23 protein-coding genes and 1 pseudogene are annotated in these 20,857 nt (G+C 56.8%); 10 read left to right on the top strand and 14 right to left on the bottom strand.

Annotated elements, in window-relative coordinates; translation table 11 throughout:
- Positions 1–6 precede the first annotated feature (6 nt).
- Positions 7–1,179, top strand: coding sequence for a succinyl-diaminopimelate desuccinylase (gene dapE, locus ACOSDM_RS03560; protein ID WP_420723104.1), 1,173 nt, complete (start codon positions 7–9; stop codon positions 1,177–1,179).
- Positions 1,176–1,754, top strand: a complete 579-nt coding sequence (locus ACOSDM_RS03555) for a hypothetical protein (RefSeq protein ID WP_420723103.1) — start codon at positions 1,176–1,178, stop codon at positions 1,752–1,754. The genes dapE and ACOSDM_RS03555 overlap by 4 nt, the downstream gene beginning before the upstream one ends.
- On the opposite strand, the gene truA is transcribed toward ACOSDM_RS03555, so the two are convergent.
- The 3 genes from truA to ACOSDM_RS03540 all read right to left on the bottom strand — a co-directional run bounded on the left by truA (position 1,751) and on the right by ACOSDM_RS03540 (position 4,438).
- Positions 1,751–2,494 carry a tRNA pseudouridine(38-40) synthase TruA gene (gene truA, locus ACOSDM_RS03550; RefSeq protein WP_420723102.1) on the bottom strand — a complete coding sequence of 248 codons (744 nt, stop codon included), beginning with the start codon at positions 2,492–2,494 and terminating at the stop codon, positions 1,751–1,753. The genes ACOSDM_RS03555 and truA overlap by 4 nt on opposite strands.
- Before the next feature lie 65 nt (positions 2,495–2,559).
- Positions 2,560–3,066 carry a copper chaperone PCu(A)C gene (locus ACOSDM_RS03545; RefSeq protein ID WP_420723101.1) on the bottom strand — a complete coding sequence of 169 codons (507 nt, stop codon included), beginning with the start codon at positions 3,064–3,066 and terminating at the stop codon, positions 2,560–2,562.
- A 451-nt stretch (positions 3,067–3,517) separates the two neighbouring features.
- Entirely contained in the window at positions 3,518–4,438 is a 921-nt protein-coding gene (locus ACOSDM_RS03540; protein ID WP_420723100.1) for a homoserine O-succinyltransferase, read from the bottom strand.
- A gap of 237 nt (positions 4,439–4,675) precedes the next feature.
- Between ACOSDM_RS03540 and ACOSDM_RS03535 the strand changes: the two genes are divergently transcribed.
- Complete coding sequence (locus ACOSDM_RS03535) at positions 4,676–5,560, top strand: chorismate mutase (protein WP_420723099.1); 885 nt, start codon at positions 4,676–4,678, stop codon at positions 5,558–5,560.
- Positions 5,557–6,654: a histidinol-phosphate transaminase gene (gene hisC, locus ACOSDM_RS03530; RefSeq protein ID WP_420723098.1), complete on the top strand. Its 1,098-nt coding sequence runs from the start codon at positions 5,557–5,559 to the stop codon at positions 6,652–6,654. The genes ACOSDM_RS03535 and hisC overlap by 4 nt, the downstream gene beginning before the upstream one ends.
- A gap of 12 nt (positions 6,655–6,666) precedes the next feature.
- Here hisC and ACOSDM_RS03525 read toward each other — a convergent pair whose 3' ends face one another.
- The gene (locus ACOSDM_RS03525) at positions 6,667–7,833 is read right to left on the bottom strand and encodes a DUF2125 domain-containing protein (RefSeq protein WP_420723097.1); all 1,167 of its coding nucleotides are present in this window, start codon (positions 7,831–7,833) and stop codon (positions 6,667–6,669) included.
- Between the two features lie 82 nt (positions 7,834–7,915).
- Here ACOSDM_RS03525 and ACOSDM_RS03520 point away from each other — a divergent pair, with 82 nt between their 5' ends.
- Both ACOSDM_RS03520 and ACOSDM_RS03515 read left to right on the top strand, forming a co-directional pair.
- Positions 7,916–8,572, top strand: coding sequence for a gamma-glutamylcyclotransferase (locus ACOSDM_RS03520; protein WP_420723096.1), 657 nt, complete (start codon positions 7,916–7,918; stop codon positions 8,570–8,572).
- Positions 8,569–8,862 carry a cupin domain-containing protein gene (locus tag ACOSDM_RS03515; RefSeq protein ID WP_420723095.1) on the top strand — a complete coding sequence of 98 codons (294 nt, stop codon included), beginning with the start codon at positions 8,569–8,571 and terminating at the stop codon, positions 8,860–8,862. Before ACOSDM_RS03520 ends, ACOSDM_RS03515 begins: the two co-directional genes overlap by 4 nt.
- Positions 8,863–8,865: 3 nt before the next feature.
- Here the strand turns inward: ACOSDM_RS03515 and leuD are convergent, their stop codons facing one another.
- The 8 genes and pseudogenes from leuD to ffh all read right to left on the bottom strand — a co-directional run bounded on the left by leuD (position 8,866) and on the right by ffh (position 15,148).
- Complete coding sequence (gene leuD / locus ACOSDM_RS03510; protein ID WP_420723094.1) at positions 8,866–9,489, bottom strand: 3-isopropylmalate dehydratase small subunit; 624 nt, start codon at positions 9,487–9,489, stop codon at positions 8,866–8,868.
- Between the two features lie 17 nt (positions 9,490–9,506).
- On the bottom strand, positions 9,507–9,677 hold the full coding sequence (locus tag ACOSDM_RS03505) for a hypothetical protein (protein ID WP_420723093.1): 171 nt from the start codon (positions 9,675–9,677) through the stop codon (positions 9,507–9,509).
- Positions 9,674–11,080 (bottom strand): 3-isopropylmalate dehydratase large subunit, encoded by a 1,407-nt coding sequence (gene leuC / locus ACOSDM_RS03500; RefSeq protein ID WP_420723092.1) that lies wholly within the window; start codon positions 11,078–11,080, stop codon positions 9,674–9,676. Before leuC ends, ACOSDM_RS03505 begins: the two co-directional genes overlap by 4 nt.
- Before the next feature lie 255 nt (positions 11,081–11,335).
- The gene (rplS, locus tag ACOSDM_RS03495; protein WP_420723091.1) at positions 11,336–11,734 is read right to left on the bottom strand and encodes a 50S ribosomal protein L19; all 399 of its coding nucleotides are present in this window, start codon (positions 11,732–11,734) and stop codon (positions 11,336–11,338) included.
- Between the two features lie 33 nt (positions 11,735–11,767).
- Positions 11,768–12,499, bottom strand: a complete 732-nt coding sequence (trmD, locus tag ACOSDM_RS03490; protein WP_420723090.1) for a tRNA (guanosine(37)-N1)-methyltransferase TrmD — start codon at positions 12,497–12,499, stop codon at positions 11,768–11,770.
- Positions 12,500–12,503: 4 nt separating this feature from the next.
- On the bottom strand, positions 12,504–13,040 hold the full coding sequence (gene rimM / locus ACOSDM_RS03485) for a ribosome maturation factor RimM (RefSeq protein ID WP_420723089.1): 537 nt from the start codon (positions 13,038–13,040) through the stop codon (positions 12,504–12,506).
- Between the two features lie 201 nt (positions 13,041–13,241).
- Positions 13,242–13,598, bottom strand: a pseudogene (gene rpsP / locus ACOSDM_RS03480) (30S ribosomal protein S16); the annotation flags it as partial.
- An 86-nt stretch (positions 13,599–13,684) separates the two neighbouring features.
- Positions 13,685–15,148: a signal recognition particle protein gene (gene ffh, locus ACOSDM_RS03475; RefSeq protein WP_420723088.1), complete on the bottom strand. Its 1,464-nt coding sequence runs from the start codon at positions 15,146–15,148 to the stop codon at positions 13,685–13,687.
- 302 nt (positions 15,149–15,450) lie between these two features.
- On the opposite strand from ffh, the gene ACOSDM_RS03470 reads away from it, so the two are divergent.
- The 4 genes from ACOSDM_RS03470 (at position 15,451) to ftsY (ending at position 19,187) form a co-directional block, all read left to right on the top strand.
- Positions 15,451–15,837: a helix-turn-helix domain-containing protein gene (locus tag ACOSDM_RS03470; protein ID WP_420723087.1), complete on the top strand. Its 387-nt coding sequence runs from the start codon at positions 15,451–15,453 to the stop codon at positions 15,835–15,837.
- A 147-nt stretch (positions 15,838–15,984) separates the two neighbouring features.
- Positions 15,985–16,809, top strand: a complete 825-nt coding sequence (gene dapF, locus ACOSDM_RS03465) for a diaminopimelate epimerase (protein WP_420723086.1) — start codon at positions 15,985–15,987, stop codon at positions 16,807–16,809.
- Positions 16,806–18,092: a tRNA (N(6)-L-threonylcarbamoyladenosine(37)-C(2))-methylthiotransferase MtaB gene (gene mtaB / locus ACOSDM_RS03460; protein WP_420723085.1), complete on the top strand. Its 1,287-nt coding sequence runs from the start codon at positions 16,806–16,808 to the stop codon at positions 18,090–18,092. Before dapF ends, mtaB begins: the two co-directional genes overlap by 4 nt.
- Positions 18,093–18,254: 162 nt before the next feature.
- Positions 18,255–19,187 (top strand): signal recognition particle-docking protein FtsY, encoded by a 933-nt coding sequence (gene ftsY, locus ACOSDM_RS03455; protein WP_420723084.1) that lies wholly within the window; start codon positions 18,255–18,257, stop codon positions 19,185–19,187.
- Here ftsY and ACOSDM_RS03450 read toward each other — a convergent pair.
- Together ACOSDM_RS03450 and ilvC are read right to left on the bottom strand one after the other, a co-directional pair.
- Positions 19,184–19,651, bottom strand: coding sequence for a GNAT family N-acetyltransferase (locus tag ACOSDM_RS03450; protein WP_420723083.1), 468 nt, complete (start codon positions 19,649–19,651; stop codon positions 19,184–19,186). The two genes, ftsY and ACOSDM_RS03450, sit on opposite strands and share 4 nt — an antisense overlap.
- Positions 19,652–19,759: 108 nt before the next feature.
- Positions 19,760–20,779, bottom strand: a complete 1,020-nt coding sequence (gene ilvC, locus ACOSDM_RS03445) for a ketol-acid reductoisomerase (protein WP_420723082.1) — start codon at positions 20,777–20,779, stop codon at positions 19,760–19,762.
- Between the last annotated feature and the right edge of the window lie 78 nt (positions 20,780–20,857).

Below are 20,857 nucleotides of genomic sequence, written 5' to 3'. Positions count from 1 at the left end.
TCACTCATGACTGTTACTGCCCTTGATCCCGTTGCCCTGACCCAGGACCTGATCCGCTGTCCCAGTGTGACACCTGCGGATGAGGGGGCTTTGGACCTGCTGCAGCGTGTTTTGGAAGGGCTCGGTTTTGTCTGTACACGTTTGCCGTTTGAAGAAGATGGCACCGATCCAGTAGACAATCTTTATGCCCGTCTGGGCACGGAATCGCCCAATCTGTGTTTCGCTGGCCACACCGATGTGGTGCCGGTCGGCAGTGCCGATCAATGGACCGTCGATCCTTTCGCAGCGGACATCAGGGACGGTATGCTTGTTGGCCGCGGTGCGTCGGACATGAAGGGCGCAATTGCCGCCTGGGTCGCCGCTGTGTCTCAAAGACTGTCACAGGTCGGCCCTGTTCCGGGGTCGATCAGCCTGTTGATCACCGGGGACGAAGAAGGCCCGTCAATCAACGGGACCCAGAAAATGCTGCCCGCCCTGGCTGCCCGCGGGGAAGTCATCGACCATTGCATCACCGGGGAGCCGACCAACCCAACGGATCTGGGCACGATGATGAAGATCGGTCGCCGAGGCAGCCTGAATGGCTATATCACGGTAGAGGGCGTTCAGGGTCATACCGGTTATCCTCATCTGGCTGACAATGCCGCCCATCGCCTGGCCTTGATGATGGCTGCCCTGGTGAACTGGAAGATTGATGATGGGTCCGATCATTTTGAACCGTCTGTCCTGTCGATCACCCAGGCCCTGGTGGATAATGCGGCTACCAATGTGATCCCGGCCAAGGCAACCGCGCGGTTCAACATACGCTTCAATGATCTGCACAGCGGGGCCAGCCTGACCAAAGATCTGCAAAACCTGCTGACGGACGCTGCCGGTGAAGGGGCGAAGTTCAAACTGGATGTTATCATTTCCGGCGAAAGCTTCCTGACACCGCCGGGTCTATTGTCGGATCTGCTCAGCGAGGCGTGCGAATCCGTCACGGGTCATAAGCCGGACCTCAGCACCACTGGGGGCACATCGGATTCTCGCTTCATTAAGGATTACTGCCCTGTTGTTGACTTTGGCCTTGTTGGACAAACCATGCATCAGGTGGACGAACGTGTCGCCGTTTCCGACATCGCAGCCCTCTCTGAGATTTATGCCAGGGTCATAGATCGTTACTTCGCTCAAGGTGCAGCATGAAGCCGATCAGCCTTGCCGAAATGGCAGGGCGATTGGCAGCCGGCGCACAGGTTTTCATCGCCCGCAAGCCTGCCCTGTGGACCTTTGGCGATACACGCGATGATTTCCTGAAAAGCTTCTGGTGTGCAGCGCTGCTGTTTCCCTTCTTTCTGTGGGCAATCTATTCTGTCGAGAGCGCGCGCTATGGCGACGCCCAGTTTTTCATCCGCCTTATCAGCCATACGATTTACTACATCATCGCCTGGACCTATTGGCCGCTGATCATGGCCACCGTATCCCAAAACACCGCCCATCCGGAAAACTGGATACGTTATGTCGTAGCGGTCAATTGGATGATGGCGGTTCCTATCCTGCTGCAATGGATCATTATCTTAACCCTGGCCGACAATGATCCTGTTATGGCGAATGGGCTGCTGACCGGTCTTCGACTGTGGGCCTTGTTGGTGCATGGCTGGATTTTACAAACCCTGTTCAAAACCAAACTGGGCTTGACCATCGGTCTGGTCATTGCCGACTTCCTGATCAATCAGGTACTCAGCAAAATTGAGGATTTCATCATCCTCAGCCACGGCTAAGTGTCGTAAGATACCCGTGTCAGATACAGGCCCTGTGGTGGCGCGGTTGGGCCTGCCACCGCGCGGTCTTTGGCGTTCAGGATGTCGGTCACATCATCAGGGGTCCATTTGCCGCGACCGACCCGTTCCAGGGTTCCTGCGAAATTTCGAATTTGGTGGTGCAGGAAACTGCGCGCCTCTGCAACGATATGGATTTCCTCCCCAACACGGGAAACATCCAGCCTATCCAGCGTTTTGATCGGGCTGGCCGCCTGGCACTCTGCAGCGCGGAAGCTAGTAAAATCATGCAGACCTACCAGCCGCTGGGCAGCCGCGTGCATCGCATCCACATCCAGATCGCGGGGCACCGGCCAGACGCGACCGATATCCAGCGCGGCGGGCGCGCGGCGGTTTAGTATACGATACAAATAGGCGCGCCCCGTCGCGGAAAACCGCGCGTGAAAATCCTCTGTCACCGGCTCAACATGGGTGACGGCAATAGGGTTGGGCTTCAAATGTTGGTTGATTGCATCCCGTACTGTCCGCGCCGTGGTCTGTCGCGCAATATCGACATGGGCGACCTGAGCCAGGGCATGGACGCCGGTATCAGTGCGCCCTGCCCCCTGAACACCTGCTTCCTCACCACAAAAGGCGAACACCGCAGCCTCCAGGGCAGCCTGAATGGTCGGACCGTTTGGTTGCCGTTGCCAGCCCACAAACGGCCCGCCATTGTATTCGATTGTCAGCTTCCAGCGTTGCATCCCTGCGATTTACTGGATTGCGGGGATTAAGGAAAGCATGACAGGCACATCAGCGGTCTGACGGCTTACTGTTTCATCTTGCTGTGGTCCATTTCGCCCATCATGGCGCCTGGGGCCATTACCGGCACATCGACTTCAACCTTGCCTGCCTTTTCGAAAACCAAAGTCAGCGGCAATGTTTCCCCTTCAACCAACGGCGCCTTTAGGCCCATCAGCATCACATGATTGCCACCCGGTTCCAGTTGAATTGTACCACCGGCTGGAATTTCTATTCCGCCTTCTACTTCTTTCATGCTCATCACACCATTCGTCATCTCGGTCATATGGATCTGAACCATCCCGGCGGCATCCCCTTCTACCCCGATCAACCGATCAGGGGATTTACCGGTATTGGTGATGGTGACATAGGCCGCCCCGGATTTTGCAGCCGGAGACGCACTGGCCCGGGCAAAGGAGCTTTCAACATGGATCGGTCCACTATGCGCCTGCACAGGGGCATTGAATGCAAACAGAATGGCCGCAAGCAGGGTTAAGACCGCGCCATGGCGGATCGTCGTTACAGTCTTTATCATGTGATTGTACCTTCTTTGAACGCTGAATGAATAAGCTTAAGGAGCATTCAGGTCTTAAGAGGGGGGGCCCTGACTGGTGGTCGATGCGCCCTATAGGCAGCGATAAACCCGTTATCTACAGAGTCCCATGACACGCGGTACGCAGCGATCTGCACAGACCCCAGGGCGGTCGGAGGGATCGCCAGGACAGGGGCGACACAACACCCGCCTGGCATGGCGCATGTGTGCCAGGGAACAACCGGTTGGTCATCAGGATCGGTCTGAGGGGCCCCGCCTAGACATTGAAAGACGATCTGAGTATCAGAATGACCATCAGACAGGCCCGCTGCGATCGCGGTTCCAAGCGGCAATGTAAACTGAATCAGAAGCGCAAAAAGCGCCAGACATCGGGCAATGCTGCCAAGGGATCGATATCCGCGCCAATGCTGCACCCTAAGGACTCCCCACCCGTCTATACCATGCCAATCAAATCGAGATCGAATGGTGTCGACTGATACATATCATTGATCCAGTTTCCGATAAACAAATGCGCATGACTGCGCCAGATGTTTGCCGGATCCCGGCCTGGATCATTCTGTGGGAAATAATAGCGCGGAGGATCAATTTTCAAACCTTCATCAATATCGCGCTGATATTCATCCCTCAGGGTCCAGGCATCATATTCCAGATGATTGAGCATGTAGATGTGACGGTGGGCCGCATCGTTGATCACGCACAATCCGGCCTCTTCCGACTCAATCAGAACCTCCAGACCTGGCACTTTTGTTATATCTTCAAGCCGCGTTTCTGTATGGCGAGACACCGGAATGGACAATTCATCGGAAAACCCGCGCAACAGGCTGGATGTGCGGTTGACCACACGATGCGGGAAGACACCAAACATTTTCGATGGCAGTTCATGTTTGGGAATGCCATGCAGATGATACATCGCTGCCTGCGCCCCCCAACAGATATCCAGGCTGGAATGCACATTCGATTGCGTCCAATCCAGGATCTGTTCCAATTCGGCCCAGTATTTCACCTGATCGAAGGGCAGTGTTTCCACCGGCGCACCCGTGATGATAAAGCCGTCGAATTTTTCTTCACGGACTTCTTCCCAGGCGCGGTAAAAGGTCGACAGGTGATGGGCCGACACATTCGATGGCACATAGCTGCCGGTCGTCACCAGGGTCAATTCAATCTGCAGCGGTGTTGCCCCGATCAGGCGCGCCAATTGGGTTTCTGTCTTCTGTTTCTGTGGCATCAGGTTCAACAGGCCAATCTTCATCGGGCGAATATCCTGACGAATCGCATTCGCTTCAGACATCACATTCATACCTTCGCGCTCAAGCTCCAGGCGGGCAGGAAGATTATCCGGGATTTTAATTGGCATAACAGATCGCTCTCATTCACTTAAACAGACAGACATAATTTTCCCAGTGGGAGGCGGAGTATTAAACCCCACCGACCGGAATTTCCACAAAAAAGTCGTAAATTAAATCAACCCCGCGAAGTCGATGACGGTTTAGACAAAGACTCTTTTATTTTGATTTCAGGCAGTGGGCGCGCTACGTCCTAGCATCCAACCCTATATTGGTGTTTTAACGAGACGATCAAGCTGGGCAAGACCATGGCAAAACCGACACTGGATGAACTGCGCCAACAGATCGACGAAATCGATGATCAGATCCACGAACTGATCCTGAAACGTTGGGATGTTGTGCAATATGTCGCTGCAGCAAAGGGCAAAGGGGCAAAACTGCCAGTGCGCCCGACGCGCGAAGCATCCATGCTGCGCCGACTGGCGGAACGGCATCGCGGCCCCTTCCCTTTCGCGGCCCTGGCGCGTATGTGGCACGAAATGATCGCCGCTTTTACCATGTTGCAGGCGCATTATTCCGTCGCGGTGCTGGCAAATTCTGAGGAACACACATTGTGGGATCTGGCGCGCGACCAATTTGGCAGCCAGGTACCCATGACCGCCTATCCCACGGTGCGCGATACGCTGGCGCAGGTCTTTGAAGATCGCCACCAGATCGCCGTGTTGCCCGCCCCACGGGAAAGCGACGACGATCCCTGGTGGGTCAAGCTGTCGGGTGCCAACGCACCCAAGGTGATTATGCGCCTTCCCTTTGCCGGTGTCGGCAGCGTGCGCGGTCAAATGCAGGATGCCTTTGCCGTCGCCCGCCTAAAGCTGGAACCAACAGGCAGCGACCGCACCCTGGTCCTGATGGAAACAACGGAACCCCTATCACGCACAGCCCTGAATGCCATATTGCAACGGGCGAAGTTACATCCCCTGTTCACAGCCTCCGCGCCACAGGAAGAAAGCTGGGTCCATCTGATCGAATTAGGGGATTTCATCGACAGCAAAGACTCGCGCCTGGAATTGATCGAAGTGCGCGATTCCGTTGTAAGAGTGGAAATTGTCGGCGGCTATGCAGAGGTTCTAGGCCCTGAAAAGCGGCCCCCACTGCCCCTTCCGAAAGAAAATGAGGATGACAGCGCAAAATGACGAAGAGCCCGCTAATCCTGCGCCCCGGCATTGCGGAAGCGCCTATCTATGTGCCAGGCGCCCATGGCGACGACACAGCCGCCATTCCCCCCGCTGTCCTGTCCGCCAACGAGAACCCGTTGGGGCCCAGCCCAAAGGCAATTGCCGCCTATGGCGAAGCGATCCATCTGAACCGCTATCCCGACGGTGGCGCGACCCAATTGCGTCAGACTTTGGCCACCCAGTTCGGTCTGGATGTGAACCGCATTGTCTGCGGCGCGGGATCCGATGAACTAATCACCCTGCTGATCCGCTGCTATGTGGGGCCAGGGGATGAAGTCCTTCAGACTCAGCATGGCTTTCTGATGTATGGCATTACCGCGAAAACTGTTGGGGCCACGCCGGTTCTGGCACCAGAGACACCGGACCTGCATACGGATGTTGATGCCTTGCTTGCCTGTGTCACCGACAAGACCCGCATTTGCTTTGTCGCCAATCCCAACAATCCAACCGGCACCTATATCCCCGGCAGCGAATTGCGTCGTCTGCGGGATGGGTTGCGAGAAGATATCTTGCTGGTGATCGACGCCGCCTATTCTGAATATGTCGATGCGTCCGACTACTCAGATGGATGTGATTTGGTTGAAGATTACCAGAATGTCGTGATGTTGCGCACATTCTCTAAGCTTTATGGTTTAGCGGCATTGCGGCTGGGCTGGTGCTATGCGCCCGAAGCCGTAGTGGACGCGCTAAACCGTGTGCGCAGCCCGTTTAACGTCAACAACTCTGCTCAGGCAGCCGGTATCGCCGCCCTGGGGGATCAGGACCACGTTGAAATCAGCCTGGCGCAGAATGCAGAACAATTGAAGCGCCTGTGCGGGGCCTTATCCCAATTGGGACTGGGCTTCCCGCCATCCGTCTGCAATTTCGTGCTGATCCGTTTTAACGATGCCGACACCGCCAAACGCGCCCTCAGCCATCTGGCAGATCAAGGCGTTATCGTGCGATCCGTTGCAGGCTATGGGCTGGCCGAAAGCCTGCGCGCCACAATCGGCACCGCGGCGGAAAACGACCGCTTAATCGCCGGGCTGACAGATTTCATGAATAAAGGCTGAAGACCTGTCCGTTTATTGGGCCGGAGCCGGCGCAGCCTGTGGGTCGGTGCCTTGCATTTGATTCGATCCTGCATCCAGGGTCTCGTCACTGACGGTCGGCGGCGGGGCAAGATCGGGAAATGTGGTGATTTCACCCGTCTTTGGCGCGGGCACAGCGGGTGGCAGCGGTCCAGCCCCGGCGACAATGGGCGGTATTTCCGTCAATGCGACAGGTCCCAACGACAAAATGCCATCCTGTATTGTTACCGGAAAGCGGACCATTCCCGCCTGACCGGAGCCCAAGGATAACAGGCCGACCCCCATTTCGATATAACGCCGTATCTGCCGATCGATCAGACCCGCCTCTTCAAATCTTCGCGCGGTTTCAGAAAGCCCGGTCGCCTGCATGCCAAAAGCAGCCAGGGGGCGCAGATACTCATCCAGGCTAATCGTCCCATCACCGGACAGATTAAGGTCCTGCCACGCCAAGGCGATCTTGCTGACCTCAACACCGCCCCCGGCGTCCCGCCAATCAGACAGGCGCTTTGCCATACTGAATTCTGGATTGGGTTGGGGACCAGACACAGTGAAATCAAGGAACGCCGCCTCGATTTGTTCTGACAGGCCCTGCGGCACAAGACCAGGCATCTTAGCGCCGACCAACTCCAGATGCCCTGTCATAATATCCGCATCACGGTCCTGTGGCGCATGGAATGGCATTGTTCCAGAGACGCCAATCGTGTCGATGGTCAAACCATTGGGCCCAGATACATCTGCCGCGATCAGACGCAACTGGTGCTTGGCCCCATCTCTGTGAAACAGATAATCACCGGTTAAATCCTGAATCACCACCGGTGTTTTCTGGCTTTCCGGTATCATCACCGCAGAAAGGCGAAGAGGTTGATCACTGGAGATCTGATATCGATCCAACTGCCAGGGCTTAAACGTGACCGTCAGCGCATCGCCAGAGACTGTCCAGGCCCGCAGGGGGGCCGCGACACCAAATCGGGTCGCCGTTAAGGCCAGGGAGAAGGGGTACCCGCCGGTATCTATCCGCTGAAAGTTGATATCATAGCCTTGGCTACGCTGTTCCGATACCCAGTCCTGAAAGCTGGATATCGCCAGACGCGCGGAATAAAACCACCAAGCACTCCAGGCCCCGACCAGAAGCACCAGAATACCAACCACCAACAGAAGCAAAGATCTTTTTCCCATAAGTCCCGATGTACGCGCCAGAAACCGGCTTGGCAAGCTGGGCGCGCCTTGTCAGGATGAAAGGATCATGACAAAGCGGCCCCAGCATCCGATACCTCCCCTGCCAGATTTCGACCGCGCCTCGGACGACACGATCTGTCAACGGGCGGATGCCTGGATTGCCAGTATGCCGGACCCGCAGAATGTTTGGATTTTTGGCACCGCTTCGTTGATCTGGAACCCCGAATTTCCCTATTGTGACCGGCGGCGCGCAGCGGTTCAGGGCTGGCATCGGGCCTTGTGCCTGTTTTCAACCAGGTATCGCGGCACGCGGGAAAAACCGGGCCTGGTCATGGGGTTGGCCCCCGGCGGTACATGCGAAGGCTGTGCATTTAGAATCGATCCAGATCGCTTACAGGAAGCCGCCCGCGCAATTTGGCTGCGTGAAATGGGAAATTCCAGCTATGAAATCATTCAACTGACAGCCCAAACCGATATCGGTGAAATCCAGTGCTACAGCTTTGCCCCAGTATCTGGTCACCCGCAATGCGCCCATGGCCTGCCCCTTGATATGATTGAGGCAACCGTGCTGAATGCCTGCGGTCAGCGAGGGACCAATCTGGAATATGTTTTGAAAACGGTTGAGCATTTGGATCAATTGGGAATACACGATCCTGATTTGCATGCGCTGGCCGCCCGATTGATCCACCTGCAAAACCAAAATGAAGAGGAGCCAGAGGCATGAGCGAGCGCCCAAAAGCCATTCCCACGGTCCAGGTTGACGATGATCGCGTCCGCGTCACCCAATGGCATTTCCCACCCGGCGCAGAGACGGGACGGCATCAACATGAAATGGATTATGTCGTCGTCCCCATGACAACGGGGGCCCTGACAATTGAATTTCCGGACGGAAAAATCCTCCAGTCCGACCTGAAGGCGGGCCTGTCCTATGCGCGGCAAACCGGCGTTGACCACAATGTGATCAACGACAACGACTTTCCCTTCACCTTCGTAGAGGTGGAGATCAAGCAATAGCCCTTATTCAGCGGCGGCCGGGGTGGTCCAGGGTGCTGTGCGGCTGCGGTCATCTTCGTAGCCGTCGATGGCCGCCCCTTTCTGCAAGGTCAGCGCGATATCATCCAGGCCGTTCAGCAGACAATGCTTGCGGAACGAATCCACTTCGAACGGGATTTCCGTGCCATCGGGATCGACGATAACCTGACGGGGAAGGTCGATTGTGAACTGGGCATTCTGACCGCGCTCTGACTTTTCCATCAGCGACTTTACGGTCTCTTCCGGCAGCCGGATCGGCAGAATCCCGTTCTTGAAACAATTGCCGTGGAAAATATCGGCAAAACTGGGTGCGATGACACAGCGAATGCCAAAATCTTCCAATGCCCACGGCGCATGTTCCCGACTGGACCCACAGCCAAAATTGGCCCCGGCGATCAGGATTTGCGCATGGGTGTAAGGCTCTTTGTTCAGCACGAAATCTGGCTTGGGAGTGCCATTGTCATCAAAGCGCATTTCATCAAACAGATTCTTGCCCAGGCCGGAACGCTGAATGGTTTTCAAAAACTGCTTGGGGATGATCATATCGGTATCGATGTTGATCATATCCATCGGGGCAGCGATGCCGGTCAATTCGGTGAAGGGTTTCATGACTGTCTGATCCTCTCTTACCGCTTGCGGCGTTTAATCAGGGACATCAGGATGGCGGCATCCATCGCGCTGATCATGGCATCATCATTTGCAGGGGCCGGAACATCGATCTGCCAGGCGCTGTATTGCATATCGCGGCCAAACAGGCGGTCCAGATGATCCTTGGGCAGGGGCATTTGGTGGGTCATGACAGGAACTCCCGAACATCGGCCAGGTGGCCTTTCAAAGCAGCGGCAGCGGCCATGCCTGGGCTGACCAGATGGGTCCGACCACCCCGGCCCTGACGACCTTCAAAATTGCGATTGGACGTTGAAGCACAGCGTTCCTTCGGGGCCAGCTTATCGGCATTCATGGCCAGACACATGGAACAGCCTGGTTCCCGCCAATCAAAACCTGCGGCAATCAGGATTTTATCCAGGCCTTCTGCTTCCGCCTGCTGCTTCACAAGGCCGGACCCCGGCACCACCATAGCGCGGACACCGTCTGCGACCTTGCGGCCCTTGGCGATGGCAGCGACCGTGCGCAGGTCTTCAATCCGACCATTGGTGCAGGACCCGATGAAAACCGTATCGATTTTGACATCGGTCATCTTCATGCCCGCCGTCAGCCCCATATAGTCCAGGGAGCGTTGCGCGGCAGCAGCCTTACCCGAACCATAGGATTGCGGATTAGGCACCGTTCCGGTGATCGCAACCACATCTTCCGGGCTGGTGCCCCAGGTGATTTGTGGTGGGATATCGGCGACATCCAGGGTGACTTCCTTGTCATAAAGCGCGCCCTCATCGCTGGGCAGCGTCTTCCAATAGGCCACAGCTTTTTCCCAGGTCTCTCCCTTGGGCGCCATTTCGCGGCCTTTCAGGTAGGCGAATGTCGTCTCATCAGGCGCAATCAGACCAGCGCGTGCACCGCCTTCAATTGCCATGTTACAGACAGTCATACGCCCTTCCATGGACAAATCGCGGATCGCCTGACCGGCAAATTCAATGACATGGCCGGTCCCGCCCGCCGTGCCAATCTTGCCAATGATCGCCAGGATCAGATCCTTTGCCGTAACACCAGTGGGCAATGCGCCATTGACTGTGACACGCATATTCTTTGCCGGGTTCTGCTGCAGCGTCTGGGTCGCCAGAACATGCTCAACTTCCGACGTTCCAATACCAAACGCCAGAGAGCCAAACGCGCCATGGGTCGCGGTGTGACTGTCGCCGCAAACAATCGTCATGCCAGGCAGGGTGAAGCCCTGTTCCGGTCCGATGATATGAACGATGCCCTGGCGAACATCGCTCATTTCAAAAATCGGCACGCCGAATTCTTTCGCATTGGACGACAGGGTTTCGACCTGGATGCGGCTTTCCTCATCCTCGATCCCGCTGGCGCGGTTTGCGGTCGGCACATTGTGATCCGGCACAGCCAGGGTAAGCTCTGGACGCCGCACTTTGCGACCGGAAACACGCAGACCTTCAAAAGCCTGCGGGCTGGTCACTTCATGCACCAAATGGCGGTCGATATAAATCAGGCAGGTACCATCATCCTGTCTATCGACAATGTGGCTATCCCAGATTTTATCAAACAGCGTTCTTGGCTTCGTCATGCTTTCCTTACCCCTTTTCTGCCTCGCTTTGCTCAAGGTCAGCGGATCACGCCACAGCACCAGTTCTGAAAGGCCCTGATCCATTCATGCGACTTGCCACATTTCTGGACAGGTTTGCTACCACCCCGAAAGGCAATCGCATATCCCTTAACGGTCACAAGACTTCATCCGCCTCGTGAAAAGATAAAAGTACTCTTTCCAAAAGGCATCGACCTGCGCCTGTACCGACGTAATCCGGTACAGGCCCGATGGTCTTTAGTCGCCCTGATAGCGGCCGTTCTTCATGCCGCGACCGGTGGTGCGTTCGATGATACGGGCGGACTTACCGGTACGACCACGCAGGAAGTACAGCTTCGCACGGCGGACTTTACCGCGACGCACGACGTCAATGCCTTCGATCCGCGGGCTGTACAGCGGGAACACACGTTCCACGCCTTCACCATAAGAAATCTTGCGGACGGTGAAGTTGGAATTCACGCCAGCATTCTTGCGGCCGATGCAAACGCCTTCGAAAGCCTGGATACGCTCGCGCGTGCCTTCGACAACCTTCACACGGACAACGATCGTGTCACCCGGCGAAAATGTCGGGATCGCCTCGCCAGTGGTCAAACGCTTTTCGACCTGCTCGGCATTGATCTGTTCAATGATATTCATGACCTCGGTTCCTTTCTTCGCAAACCTTTTGCGTTACGCAACATGATTAGCCCCGGCGCTGATATAGCGGGACCATAAATCCGGCCGACGCCGCTGTGTCACGGCTTCGGCTTGGGCCCGTCGCCAGGCCCGGATGTTTTTGTGATGACCAGACAGCAGGACTTCCGGCACGTGCCGTCCCTCCCATTCCGCTGGCCGCGTATAGTGCGGATATTCTAACAATCCGCCTTCAAAACTTTCTTCGTCCAAAGACTCGCGTGACCCCATGACACCCGGCAGCAACCGCAGACAGGCATCCAGCATCGTCAGGGCTGCAGGCTCGCCACCAGACAGAACGAAATCGCCAAGGCTGACCTCTTCGATTTCCCATTTGTCCAGCACCCGCTGATCCACCCCTTCATACCGACCGCATAACACCCGCACCCCTGATCCTGTCGCCAGATCCCGAGCCCGTGCCTGATCAAAGACCCGACCGCGTGGCGACAGATACAGTAAGGGCCCCGGCTTATCAGCCACTGAGGCAATCGCTGCATCCAACACATCAGGGCGCATGACCATACCGGCCCCACCCCCCATTGGCGCATCGTCCACAGTTGCATGACGATCCGTTGCAAAGCCCCGGATATCAACCGTTTCCATCTGCCACAGACCGGATTGCAACGCCTTGCCTGCGATGGAATGACCCAGCACGCCCGGAAACATTTCCGGGAACAGGGTCAAGGCCGTCACATGCCAGGGCGTTGCGGAAGGGATGGTATGCGCCATGATATCAGGCCTCCTCCCCTTCTTCTTCACCCTGTGTCGCTTCGACTTCCGCCGGGGGCAGAATGGTCAGGCGACCGGCATCCAGGTCAACTTCGGGAACAACCGCTTCCATGAAGGGATACAGGACAACTGACCCGTCTGCGCCCACCACTTCCAGCATATCGCCGCTGCCAAAATCAAACACCGCCCGGACTGTTCCCATATGGGTTCCAGCCCCGTCCAGTGCAGCCATTCCGATCAGATCCGCGTGGTAGAATTCTTCCTTATCCGCCTGGGGCAACAAGGCCCGATCCAGATAGAATTCCGTTCCCCGCAAAGCTTCCGCAGCATTCCGATCCGTGCATCCGGCCAGGCTGGCGATCAATTGCCCCTTCACTTCCCCTTTCAGGGTCAGCTTATAGACAGTATCACCGGTCTGATCGGTCAGGGGTCCATATGCCGTTAAATCGGCGGGATCGGCGGTAAAGCTCTTCACGCGCAGTTGTCCGCGCACGCCATGGGCGCCCGTGACAACTCCGACGATCAGTTTGCTTTCTACCATCTGTCCGATTCCATCCGGCATGATGCGACCTCTGGGCCGATGCAATCCGTTACCGGATTACTCGGTCTTTGCTTCCTCGGTCGCTTCTGCAGCCGCTTCTTCAGCAGGGGCTTCTTCAGCCGGGGCTTCTTCAGCAGGGGCAGCAGCAGCTTCCGCCGCTTCTGCTTCCGCAGCAGCAGCAGCTTCGGCAGCTTCAGCCTTGGCAGCTTCCGCAGCTTCCTTGGCCTTCTGTTCACGCTCGCGGATACGTTCCTGTTCCTTGGCGCGCGGCAGATGCTGTTTGGTCTGCTCTGGGATCGACGCCTTTTCCATCACGCCGGCATCGGCCAGGAAACGGTGAACGCGCGGTGACGGCTTCGCGCCGACCGACATCCAATATTTGGCGCGGTCCAGATTGATGCTCAGGCGTTCTGCATGATCGCGGGGCATCATTGGGTTGTGGAAGCCGATCTTCTCGATGAAGCGGCCATCGCGCGGTGCGCGGGTATCCGCAACAACGATACGATAAAAGGGACGCTTTTTGGCGCCACCACGGGACATCCGGATTTTAAGGCTCATTCGTGTTCTCCAGTCCTAATTGAAACGCTGGTACTCGGTTATTATTTGATCGGAAAACGCATCCGACCGGGTTGTAGCTTTAAACGCTATTTCTTCGGAAAGCCGGGGGGGAAACCAGGGGGCATCCCTCCCAATCCTGGAAGCTGACCCGGGCCCTTGCCCATGGATCCGCCCCCCATATTCGCACCGCCCATCAGGGCGCTCATATCTCCACCCATGCCGCCGGGCATACCCATCATGCCCTTTTTGCCCATTTTGGAGACCTGCTTCATCATCTTGGCCATCGTTTGGTGCTGTTTCAGCAGCTTGTTGATGTCCTGAACACTGGTGCCCGACCCAGCAGCCACGCGACGCTTGCGCGAGGCGTGCAATACCTTCGGGTTGCGTCGTTCCTGAGGGGTCATGGAAGAGATGATCGCTTCCTGCCGGATCAACGCCTTCGGGTCCAGATTGGCACCGGCCATTTGCTTTTTCATTTTGGCAATGCCGGGCAACATGCCCATCAGACCTTCCATGCCGCCCATTTTGCGCATCTGTTTGAGCTGCTGGGCCATGTCTTCCAGGTCGTATTCGCCCTTCTGCATTTTGCGGGCGATCTTTTCGGCCTCGGCCTGATCAATAGACTCGGCAGCGCGCTCCACCAGGGAAACGACATCGCCCATCCCCAGAATGCGACCGGCAACGCGATCAGCCTTAAAGGGCTCGATCTCGTCCATCTTTTCGCCGGTGCCCAGGAATTTGATCGGCTTGCCGGTGATCTGACGCATGGACAATGCCGCACCACCGCGGGCATCGCCATCAACGCGCGTCAGGACGATACCACTCAGGCCCACGCGATCCTGGAAGCTTTTAGCGACCGTTACCGCATCCTGACCGGTCATGCTGTCGGCCACCAGCAGGGTCTCGCGCGGGACAGCCGCATCGCGCACGGCGGCGACTTCTCCCATCAATTGTTCATCGACATGCAGGCGACCCGCGGTATCCAACAGGACGATGTCATACCCGCCCAGTCGCGCTGCGTTCAGCGCCCGCTTGGCAATCGCGACGGGCTGTTGCCCTGCTACGATCGGCAAGGTCGCAACGCCGGTCTGTTCGCCCAGAATTTTAAGCTGTTCTTGTGCCGCCGGGCGATACACGTCCAGGGACGCCATCAGCACCTTCTTGCGGTCTTTTTCCGTCAGGCGCTTACCAAGCTTCGCCGTCGTCGTCGTCTTACCAGACCCTTGCAACCCGACCATCAGGATCGCAAAGGGCGGCTCCCCGATCAGGTTCAGGTCCTGATCGTCTGAACTCAGCAACGCAGTCAAGGCATCGCTGACGATCTTGACCACCTGCTGACCCGGCGTCACGGATCGCAGCACAGCCTCGCCAACGGCCTGTTCGCGCACGCTGGCAATGAAGTCTTTCACGACTGGCAGTGCGACATCGGCTTCCAGCAGCGCCACGCGAATGTCACGCATAGCGGCATCAACGTCGCCCGCCTTCAGCGAACCCCGTCGTTTCAGGGCATCGAATACGCCGCCCAGCCGATCTGACAATGACTCAAACATGCACGCTCCTGCTTCAGCAAAGCACACACAACGCAAAACGCGCCGGTGCGCGAAACTCGCGGACCGGCGGGACCCCTTAGGACCTTCTGCAGATGTGACTGCCTGATGTGAGGCGGTTTCTAAGGCGTTCCACCCCGCCGGTCAAGCACAACTGTCACACTTGCTTGGGGGCCGGACGGTTCAGCGGCAAACCCGGTGATTAAATTTCCCCTTTTACGTACAAATAATTTTTTGCGCCATTAAACATTGAATAACCGATTTCGGTGTGCAAATAATAGTTATACCATTAAAGAGGGAAATTCATGGCTCAGCAACACAAAGGCACGCGCCGACAGCCAACAGATGTCGATAAATTGGTTGGGGCGAATGTCAAACGCTTGCGCCGCGCCCAAAAAATCACACAGGCGCAGTTGGGTCAGGATATCGGCCTCAGCTTTAAGCAAATCCGTAAATATGAATCGGGAGAGAACAGAATTTCCGCCAGTGCGTTATTTCTTATCGCGCGCGCCCTGAATCACCCGGTGGAAACGTTCTATGATGGATTGGACTTGGTTGAAGGCACCAATCCGGATTCCGATGATGAAGCGCGCATGCTGGCCGGATATTTCAATGCGATTGAGGCCCCGTATCAACGCCGCGCCTTTTTCAGAATGGTCTTGGAAATCAGTGAGAGCGAGCTTTACGCATAACAACCTACCGAGAGTCGCCCCCTGCATTTGCCCTGAAACAACAGTCAAATTGCGTCAGCAGCCAACCCGTCTTATATAGGGCCCTGAAACGGGCACCCTGATTGCGGGTGGCGCAGCTATTTTAAGACTGTTTTGGCGAGGACGACCATGGTGGCGTTCAAGAAGATGCATGGGCTTGGGAACGACTTTGTCGTGCTGGACGCACGGGCAGAGCCGATTGACCTGCCGGAATCCCGCATCCGCCTGATTGGGGATCGACATTTCGGTATCGGTTTTGACCAGTTGATGGTGATACACCCGCCCCAGTCGCAAGACGCCGATATATTCCTGCGAATCTATAATCCAGATGGCAGTGAGGCAGAGGCCTGTGGCAACGGCACGCGCTGTGTCGCCAATCAGGTGATGACCGAACTGGGCAAAGCCACCTGCACCATCGATACGATCAGGGGGCGCCTGTTGGGGCGGCGTCAGGATGACATGGTCACCATCGATATGGGCGCTGCCTTGCTGGACTGGCAGGATGTGCCTTTGGCCTCTGCTATGGACACACTGCATCTCAACATTTCCCAAGGCCCCCTTTCCGACCCGGTCGCCGTGGGAATGGGCAACCCGCATTGTGTGTTTTTTGTTGAAGATGCCGAGGCGATTGACCTGCCAACGCTAGGACCGATCCTGGAACATCATCGGTTGTTCCCAAGGCGCACAAATGTCGAAATCGCATCCCTCTCTCCCGATGGGCAGTTGCGCCTGCGGGTCTGGGAGCGTGGCGCGGGAATCACGCTGGCTTGCGGATCTGGCACCTGCGCAACGGCTGTTGCCGCCCATCGACGCGGGTTGGTCGATGCAGCCTCTGCACCCGTCAAAATTCGCGTGGATGGCGGTGAAATGTCTATCCAGTGGCGGCAGGAGGATGGTCATGTCCTGATGACCGGGCCGACCGCCCTTAGCTTTATCGGGGAGATGGCGCTGTGACCAAGACCCCCGACACAACGAACGCCCTGGAAATCATCACCTTCGGCTGTCGCCTGAATGCCTTTGAGTCAGAGGCGATCCGTAATCTGGCTACGGCAGGCGGTCGTGAGAACCTGATTGTCGTCAATACCTGCGCTGTAACGGCGGAGGCAGAACGCCAGGCGCGCCAGACAATCCGCAAGCTGCGCCGGGACAATCCCGACGCTGAAATCATGGTCACCGGTTGCGCGGCCCAGATCGACCCAGGCACCTATGCCGCCATGCCGGAAGTCAGCCGCGTTGTTGGCAATCAGGAGAAGCTGCGGCCAGAAACCTATGGCGCCGCTGCTGAAGAGCGTGTCGTGGTCAATGACATCATGTCGGTCACCGAAACCGCCGGACATTTGATCGATGGATTTGCCGAGCGCACCCGGGCCTTCGTTCAGGTACAGAATGGCTGTGACCATCGTTGCACCTTCTGCATCATTCCCTATGGGCGCGGCAACAGCCGATCTGTGCCCGCCGGAGAGGTGATTGGGCAGATTCGGACCCTGGTGGAAAATGGCGTACAGGAAGTTGTCATCAGCGGCGTCGACATCACCTCCTATGGCGGGGATCTGCCGGGGGAACAGGGTTTGGGACAACTGGTTCGGCGCATCCTGAAGCTGGTGCCGGACCTACCCAGACTGCGCATTTCTTCGGTGGATTGCATTGAACTGGACCCGGACCTGTTCCGCGCCATGGCCGAAGAAGAACGCCTGATGCCCCACCTGCATCTGTCGCTGCAATCAGGCGATGATATGATCTTAAAACGCATGAAGCGACGGCATTCCCGTGCTGATGCGATCAACCTGATTGAAACCCTGCGCGCCAATCGGCCGGAAATCGTCTTCGGGGCGGATCTGATCGCCGGATTCCCCACCGAAACCGAAGACATGTTCCAGAACAGCCTGAACATCATTGAAGAGGCTGGCCTGACCTGGATGCATATCTTCCCCTATTCGGAACGCCCCGGTACGCCCGCTGCCCGCATTCCCAATCAAGTGCCCAAGGCGGACCGCAAGGCCCGCGCCCGCAAACTGCGCGAAGCAGGGGCGAAGGCAGAGGCGAAGTACCTTTCCTCTCTGCGCGGAACAGAAGCCAATGTTCTGATAGAGCGCAATGGCCTGGGACATAGCGAAGGTTTCGCGCCCGTGCGCCTGATCGGCGATATGCCCGATGGCACCCTGGTCCGCGCGCGATTGGGAGAGATCAAAGATGGTGTTATACGAGGAGAAGTCCTAAGCAAGCTGGCGGCGGCGTAGAACGTATTGATTTGTGCTGGCGGTCCTGGATTCCCGCCTGCGCGGGAATGACGTCTTCAAAAAATGATACCTTCAATGCGTCCCCCCCGGACTTGATCCGGGGTCCAGGGGCAACAAACCAAATGCGGAGCCTGAAATAGTAAAATCGAAAGACAGTGAGACATGGCGTTAGGGTGGTTTGAAAAACTAAAGCAGGGTCTGGCGAAGACCTCCGCACGGCTGACCGATGGTGTTGCCGGTATCTTTACTGGCAAGCGTCGGCTGGATGATGCTGCGCTGGAGGAATTGGAAGACGTCCTGATCGGCTCTGATCTGGGCCCTGGCATGGCGGCGCGCATGACCGCCGAACTGGCGCGCACCCGCTTTGACAAGGAAATCGGCGGCGATGAAGTGCGCGAAGCCTTTGCAGCCCATGTGACCTCTGTCCTGGAACCGGTTGCGAAACCGCTTGTGATCGACAGAACGAAAAAGCCGCATGTCGTTCTGGTTGTCGGGGTGAATGGATCAGGTAAGACCACCACGATCGGAAAATTGGCAAAGCATTATAAAGACCAGGGCCTAACGGTCATGCTGGCTGCCGGGGATACGTTCCGCGCCGCCGCCGTTGAACAATTGAAGATCTGGGGCGAACGCACCGGATGCCCCGTCATTGCCCGCGATACCGGCAGTGACGCCGCCTCCCTGGCGTTTGAGGCGCTGACCGAGGCCAAAGAGGCTGGCGTTGATGTCCTGCTGGTCGACACCGCCGGGCGGCTGCACAACAAGGCCGGCCTGATGCAGGAATTGCAGAAGGTTGTGCGGGTTCTGGGCAAACAGGATGACAGTGCCCCCCATGACACGATCATGGTGCTGGACGCCACCGTTGGCCAAAACGCCCTGCAACAGGTCAAGGTCTTTGGCGAAATGGTGAAAGTGACCGGTCTGGTCGTAACAAAACTGGATGGAACCGCCAAGGGCGGCGTTCTGGTCGCACTGGCCGACACATTCGGCCTGCCGGTACATGCCATTGGGGTTGGCGAACAAGCCGAAGATATGCGCCCCTTCGAAGCCCGCGATTTTGCCCGCAGCCTGATGGGCTTGAGCGTGACTTCCTAGAAGACATGCTCCAGCAAGGGCAGCATTCGGCCCGGAATACTGTCTGACGCAACCTCCCCAATCAGGACCGCGCCTCTGCTTTGATAGAACGGCACAGCATGCGGGTCAGATACGATTGTCATCCGTGTACATGCCTGCGCCTTTGCGCGTATCACAGCATCTGCATACAGGGCAGCCCCGACTCCCATCCCGATTGCGGTATCATCCACAAACAGCTTATCCAAAGACGCATCGGGTGGAGAGCAAATCACATGCTGGACACCCAGCAATCGTGAATCCGCATCAGAAACAGCGACAATCACTGTATCGGTCTCTATCACACGGCGCTCGATAAACAGGGTCGCAAGACAATGTTCCATGAACTCCTTTGAATAGCCCCAATGTGCCTTGGATCGCAGCATCAAGGCCGTGATCTCTTCCGCTTCTTCTGGCGCGGCTTGACGCAGGGTGACCCTGTTTTTCATGCAGATGTATCCACTGACGGGCCGGTAACTTGGAGGGGGTATAGTACAAAAAAACCCTCCCCCAGCAAGGCTGAGAGAGGGGCTTTGTAGTCGGTATGTCGGAAAGGCTTAGTTCTTGGTTTTGTCGACCAGGGCCTTTTCGGAAATCCAGGGCATCATGGCGCGCAGCTTGGTGCCGACTTCTTCAATCGGATGCGCGTCATTCAGGCGGCGGGTTGCCTTGAAGCTGGTCTGGTTGACCTTATTTTCCAGCATCCAGTCACGGGTGAATTTGCCCGACTGAATGTCATGCAGAACACGCTTCATTTCCGCCTTGGTGTCATCAGTGATGATGCGTGGGCCGGTGACATATTCGCCATATTCCGCCGTGTTGGAGATCGAGTAGTTCATGTTGGCGATGCCGCCTTCATAGATCAGATCGACGATCAGCTTCACTTCGTGCAGGCATTCGAAATAGGCCATTTCCGGCGCATACCCGGCTTCGACCAGGGTTTCAAAACCAGCGCGGATCAGTTCGATCAAACCGCCGCACAGAACAACCTGCTCCCCGAACAGATCGGTTTCGCATTCTTCCTTGAAGCTGGTTTCGATGATCCCGGCCTTGCCGCCGCCATTGGCGCACGCATAGGACAGCGCCAGTTCCAGCGCATTGCCAGAAGCATCGCGATCCACGGCAACCAGGGTCGGAACCCCACCGCCCCGCAGATATTCAGAGCGAACTGTGTGGCCAGGGCCTTTCGGGGCGATCATGAATACGTCCAGATCGGCGCGGGCTTCGATCAAGTTGAAATGAATGTTCAGGCCATGGGCGAAAGCAATCGCTGCGCCTTCCTTCATGTTGCCATGCAATTCGTCCCGGTAGATGTCGCCCTGCAATTCGTCAGGGGTCAGCATCATGACCAGATCCGCCCATTTCGCGGCTTCCGTTGCGGTCATGCATTTCAGGCCGGCTGCTTCCGCCTTTTTGCGGGTGGCAGAGCCTTCACGCAGGCCAACAACAATGTCTTTCACTCCGCTGTCCCGCAGGTTCATCGCATGGGCATGGCCCTGGCTTCCGAAACCGATGATCGCGACCTTCTTGGTCTTGATCAGATTAACATCGGCATCACGATCGTAATACACGCGCATGATTGGGCGCTCCCTTTTCAATCTGTCGTTCAAAATAGATGGCATTGACTGCCAAAACCGCGTCTCTCTAGCGGTCTT

It is taken from the genome of Hwanghaeella sp. LZ110 (assembly GCF_048892525.1).
Taxonomy (GTDB): Bacteria; Pseudomonadota; Alphaproteobacteria; order UBA8366; family Aestuariispiraceae; genus Pacificispira.
This window is presented reverse-complemented; position numbering and strand designations above follow the sequence as displayed.